3 protein-coding genes and 2 pseudogenes are annotated in these 4,425 nt (G+C 34.0%); 2 read left to right on the forward strand and 3 right to left on the reverse strand.

Going from position 1 to position 4,425, the window contains the following annotated elements; translation table 11 throughout:
• Nucleotides 1-509: 509 nt before the first annotated feature.
• On the reverse strand, nt 510-1,427 hold the full coding sequence (locus tag AC1DUW_RS21680) for a hypothetical protein (RefSeq protein WP_477643428.1): 918 nt from the start codon (nt 1,425-1,427) through the stop codon (nt 510-512).
• Between the two features lie 465 nt (nt 1,428-1,892).
• The gene (locus AC1DUW_RS21685) at nt 1,893-2,786 is read right to left on the reverse strand and encodes a selenium metabolism-associated LysR family transcriptional regulator (RefSeq protein WP_053346304.1); all 894 of its coding nucleotides are present in this window, start codon (nt 2,784-2,786) and stop codon (nt 1,893-1,895) included.
• Between the two features lie 126 nt (nt 2,787-2,912).
• Here AC1DUW_RS21685 and AC1DUW_RS21690 point away from each other — a divergent pair, with 126 nt between their 5' ends.
• Nucleotides 2,913-3,938, forward strand: a complete 1,026-nt coding sequence (locus AC1DUW_RS21690; protein WP_053346305.1) for a YeiH family protein — start codon at nt 2,913-2,915, stop codon at nt 3,936-3,938.
• 22 nt (nt 3,939-3,960) lie between these two features.
• On the opposite strand, the pseudogene AC1DUW_RS21695 reads toward AC1DUW_RS21690, so the two are convergent.
• Nucleotides 3,961-4,344 (reverse strand): annotated as a pseudogene (locus AC1DUW_RS21695) (adenosylmethionine decarboxylase); the annotation flags it as partial.
• On the opposite strand from AC1DUW_RS21695, the pseudogene AC1DUW_RS21700 reads away from it, so the two are divergent.
• Nucleotides 4,340-4,425 (forward strand): annotated as a pseudogene (locus AC1DUW_RS21700) (adenosylmethionine decarboxylase); the annotation flags it as partial. The pseudogenes AC1DUW_RS21695 and AC1DUW_RS21700 overlap by 5 nt on opposite strands.

Here is a 4,425-nt window from a genome sequence, read left to right on the forward strand (position 1 = left end):
CACAAAGAGGAATTGAAATAAAGAATATGGAAACTCATCCTGGTGTCGCTAAGCTCGATGCAATAACGCAGATTTCTCTTTTTGAGAAAGAAACTCATAACGCTTAAGTAAATATAGCTACACAAAGCTAACCAGAAATGTTAGAGCCAAGTAGACTTCGTCTTGACTTACACTATAAAAATCTATAAAAATACTATATTGAAATTAACCTTATTAAAGGCTCGTATTTATATACAAAACCTTTAAAAATTTTTTTCTAACGAGACTTTTTTATTAGAAACTTTATCAATAATATKAATATACTAATCTATAAGGGGAGTGATCCAAATAGCCTTTCTAAACGCCTTCAATAATTTTAAAAAAGGGAAAAAGTCTAAGAAGATAAAAAACATGGATTTTAGAGAGCAACACGTAAAGAAATCTTCTGAGCTTATTGGTAATAATGTAATCGTCCAAAATATAATTAACAATCACCTTACAAAAAAAAATAACCACTTGTAGGGTGGTTTTTATTTATCGTATGAAATTTCTTCATTCTTCACCATCGTCAACGTTACATCATATATATAGTTAWATTGTAGATAATAATCGTATATGACATTGTGTAGAATTTTTATTAGTGATTTATCGAAGGTATCGAATTCCGTTTGATAACTGCTTAAAACCGTGACAAATTTGCCGTCTAGGTTTTCATAATAATGCAAGAGAAAATTCTTATAATATTCACTGTCACTGTTGCTTTTATTCGTTATACATGGATCACCAGTTTGGATGGACTTATCAAGCATCGATTTGATGGATTTAGGTAGCTTAGCTTTTTTGAATTGATTTAAGTTATAAATTTCATAAGTAAAGTCAAGTCCTAATTGATTGGAATAAAACTCGATAGTACTATCCAATGTATAAATTAAGGGAGCTTTAAAATCCTTGCTATTTGCAATCTCCTCTGATATCTCCAGCTGAAATTCCTCAGATGTTAAATATGCTGCAAATTTCATTTTTGAACTGCTCACGCTAAACACCTCAAAAACAGCTGCATCTTGTTTTTCAATCTCAATTTCTATATTAAAAAACTTAAAGTGTTTTAGCCGGTAAAAAGCAATCGGTGCTAAAAGAAAAAGTAGTATCCACACTAGGTAAAGAAATAATGTGTTGAAGATTATTTGATAAAACTCAGATGTTACAATCGGTTCTATAATTAACGTTATCAATGTATGTTCAAAGCCTTCAGAAATAGCTGGATTCTGTGTATTTACGGGATTGACGACTTTATCAGGCTCCTTCCACGTTTGGATTCCTAATAGGGCCATCGCAACCAGTGTATAAACAAAAATCAAAATAGTCCCAATCACATATAGTTTTGGCATGAATCCTATAATTCTGTCGAAAACAGAAATTCGCTTATTTTTCTGCTCCTCTATAGCCAATGTGGACGCTCCTTTTACAAATTAATATAAAATAGAAAAAGTCAATAAAGGGACCGAAAAAACATCCTAGTCTTTTCCTATTTAATAATATGTTTGTAATCAAGCGAACATACGTAAATGTTGGTTGAGGGTAACTGATTTTAATCCATTCCGAAACAGTTACCTTCCCGTTTGGCTTGATACACAGCCATTTCTATGTCATCTATGAAGTTTCACTTTCTAGTTTTATCCACACCAACATTATGACGTGGGTATTATCATATGTCCTAAATGTAACAGGATCTATGTACCTAGTGTCCGACGATTGCACCCCGAAATTCGTGAACTTCCCTTATACTTGAAATTAAAGCTATTACGGGTTCTTAAAAAAAGGAATAATTCGAAAGCGCTTTCGATTAAATCAAAAATGCCAGGCTCCTCAATCGTGTAAATGAGGAGGTCAGCTTTTATACATAGAATTCCGTATCATTTTAGTTGTCCTTTTATCGCAAATTCTCTCACTTTATTTAAAAACAACTCCAAAGCTTTTGATGCTTCGAAATCTTTCTTTTTCACCACTGAAAAAGGTCTAATAAAGGCTTCATTTTTCAAATGAAAGGTCTTCAATTCACCGGTTTTCAGTTCTTTTTGCACGGTTAATCGGGATAACAGTGCAATGCCAAGACCAGCCATAACTGCTTCTTTCACTCCTTGAATACTGGTAAAAATAAAGCTTCGTTTTATGTTTAGATCTAGTTTGTTTATAAGTTTATCTGAATACGTACGAGTTCCCGACCCTTGCTCCCTAAGTACCCATGTTTGATCCTGAAGCATGGCACCATCTATGATCTCCATTTGTGAAAGTGGATGATCAGGCGGAACGACGACAATCATTTCATCGTTCATGAATGAGTTAACATCAATATCTTTATAATCCGTTTCCCCTTCAATCAGACCTATATCAATCTGATTAGAACGTACGCCTTGAATAACTTCATTAGAATTTGAAATAATAATTTGAATATCAACTAGAGGATATAGGACAGAATATTCCGCCAAAACTTTCGGAAGATAATATTCTCCTATTGTAAAACTAGCCCCAATTTTTAGAGTCCCACTTACCACGTTATTAAAATCATTAATTTCTCTTATTGCTGTCTCATAGTGATTCAGCATTTGCTTTGCATGCCTATATAAGATTTTTCCAGGCTCTGTAATTTGAACCTGTTTTGGAGAACGGTAAATCAGTTTCGTCCCCAATTCATTTTCCAGATTCCTTATATGAAGGCTAACTCCCGGCTGTGACAGATTAAGAATATCACCTGCTCTTGAGAAATTTTTCTGTTCGATTACGGTTACAAAAACCTTTAAAGGATCCATAGTTACCTCCTCTTTATAATTTATTTTACCATAAGTAAAAGTGATTATTACAATAGCAAATATATATTTCACTTATTTTTAATTTACCCTTAAAGTAAAGGAAACAATATAGATGGAGTGTTCAACTTGGGAAAAACAGCAATAGAAACAAAAAAGCTTGGCTTTATTAAAGGGATAGTTTTAACCCTACTAATTGCTATTGCAGCAAAATTCTTGGCAGAGCTCCCCTTCCTTCATATAATGGGGCAGCTCGTCATAGCGATATTAATAGGGGTGTTTTGGAAATCCATAGTCGGCTTGCCTGATTATGTGGTTGCGGGGACCAATTATTCTAGTAAGGTTCTTTTGCGATTTGGTATCATTTTGTTAGGGATGCGTTTGAACTTAAAGGATATTTTTAATGCTGGACCAAAAACTTTTGCTGTCGGAGCTATTAGTCTTGTATTTGCTATATTAGTAGTTTATGGATTGGCCCGTCTTTTTAAGGTCGAAAAAAAGCTGGCTATTTTGACAGCCTGTGGGACAGGAATTTGTGGAGCTGCGGCTGTCCTTGCGATTTCCACACAAATTAAAGCAAAAGAAAAAGATACAGCGATTGCCGTGGCAACGGTTGCTGTATTGGGAACAACCTTTACATTTGGTTACACCATTCTTTATCCATTCCTAGGTCTATCAGATCAGGGATACGGAATTTTCTCGGGAGCTACACTGCATGAAATTGCTCATGTAATTGCCGCTGCAGCACCAGGTGGAAATGAGGCAGTAGATTTGGCAGTCATGGTCAAGTTAACTAGGGTTGCCTTACTTATTCCTGTTGCAATTTTTATTGGATTCATTATGAATTTGAAAGAGAGAAAAGCTAATCCGGGGAAAAAATTTTCATGGAAATCTATCCAGATTCCTTGGTTTATTTTAGGGTTTTTAGCAACTAGTGCTCTTTATTCTACAGGAGTAGTGCCTGAAGCTATAGCTGAATCCATTGTTTCGCTTTCTTATATCCTCATGGCAATGTCTATGGCGGGACTCGGATTAAATATAGATCTTGTAATATTCAAGAAATATGGTGGGAAACCATTTGTTGCTGGTCTATTCGGTTCAATCTTATTATCAATTCTTGGTTATGTCTTAGTACGTGTATTACAATTAAATTAATATTCACAAAAACAAGCATTCCTTAATTGGAATGCTTGTTTTTCTTTAATAGATGCGGAACGTTAGCTCCATAAAAGATTTCATCCATCTCTGTTTGTAGTCTTTCTATAATTTCCTGTCGTTCCTCTGAATTTAATTTTTCTTCCGTGAAGCCGAATAAATAATTATTTATATCGAATCTTTTCAACTTACATTTCGTATGAAATATATTTTCCTGATACACATTGACATCTATCATATCATATAAACGCTTTACTTCATCAGGGATGTAATTTTGAATGGAATTTATATCATGATCAATGAATAATTTCCGTCCATTTTTATCCCGTGTAAATCCCCGGACACGGTAATCAATAGTAATTATGTCAGTATCAAAGGAATGTATAAGATAATTAAGTGCTGACATAATTACTATTGATTACCGTGTCCGGGGATTTACACGGGATAAAAATGGACGGAAATTATTCATTGATCATGATATAAATTC

It is taken from the genome of Peribacillus sp. P4_C12 (assembly GCF_056402095.1).

Excerpts from the sequence above, each read along its gene's own strand:
- AC1DUW_RS21685 (WP_053346304.1), bottom strand. The coding sequence starts at position 2,786 with ATGGATCCTTTAAAGGTTTTTGTAACCGTAATCGAACAGAAAAATTTC.